Here is a 474-nt window from a genome sequence, read left to right on the forward strand (position 1 = left end):
TGAGTGGAGTATAGGGGACGGGCGTGCCGCCTTCCCGGGTACTGGTATCATGGCCGTTGGTCCGATGCGCGCCGTGTTCGAACCGCTTGGCATCAACGATATCGTTGCCAAGTCGCAGGGCACTGCAAATCCCTACACCATGGTTCGCGCCACGTTCGATGCGCTCAAGCGCGTCGACAGCCCCCGTTCGGTGGCTTCCCGTCGCGGCCTCAAGGTTTCCGAACTCCAGGCTCGCCGCGGCGAGCCTGGAGTTCGGAAACCTTGAGGCCGCGACGGGAAGCCACCGAACGGGGGCTGTCGACGCGCTTGAGCGCATCGAACGTGGCGCGAACCATGTTGTAGGGATTTGCAGTGCCCTGCGACTTGGCAACGATATCGTTGATGCCAAGCGTTTCGAACACGGCGCGCATCGGACCACCGGCGATGATACCAGTACCCGGGACGGCTGCACGCCCGTCCCCTATACTCCACTCA

General features: G+C 63.1%; 2 protein-coding genes. One reads left to right on the forward strand and one right to left on the reverse strand.

Going from position 1 to position 474, the window contains the following annotated elements:
• Positions 1-265: uS5 family small ribosomal subunit protein (locus VE26_RS00095; protein WP_046103233.1), on the forward strand; the 265-nt coding region annotated here is incomplete at its 5' end.
• Here the strand turns inward: VE26_RS00095 and VE26_RS00100 are convergent.
• The coding region (locus tag VE26_RS00100; RefSeq protein ID WP_046103234.1) for an uS5 family small ribosomal subunit protein at positions 210-474 on the reverse strand (265 nt) is incomplete at its 5' end. The genes VE26_RS00095 and VE26_RS00100 overlap by 56 nt on opposite strands.

The sequence above is a fragment of the Devosia chinhatensis genome (assembly GCF_000969445.1).
In the GTDB taxonomy this organism is placed as follows: domain Bacteria; phylum Pseudomonadota; class Alphaproteobacteria; order Rhizobiales; family Devosiaceae; genus Devosia; species Devosia chinhatensis.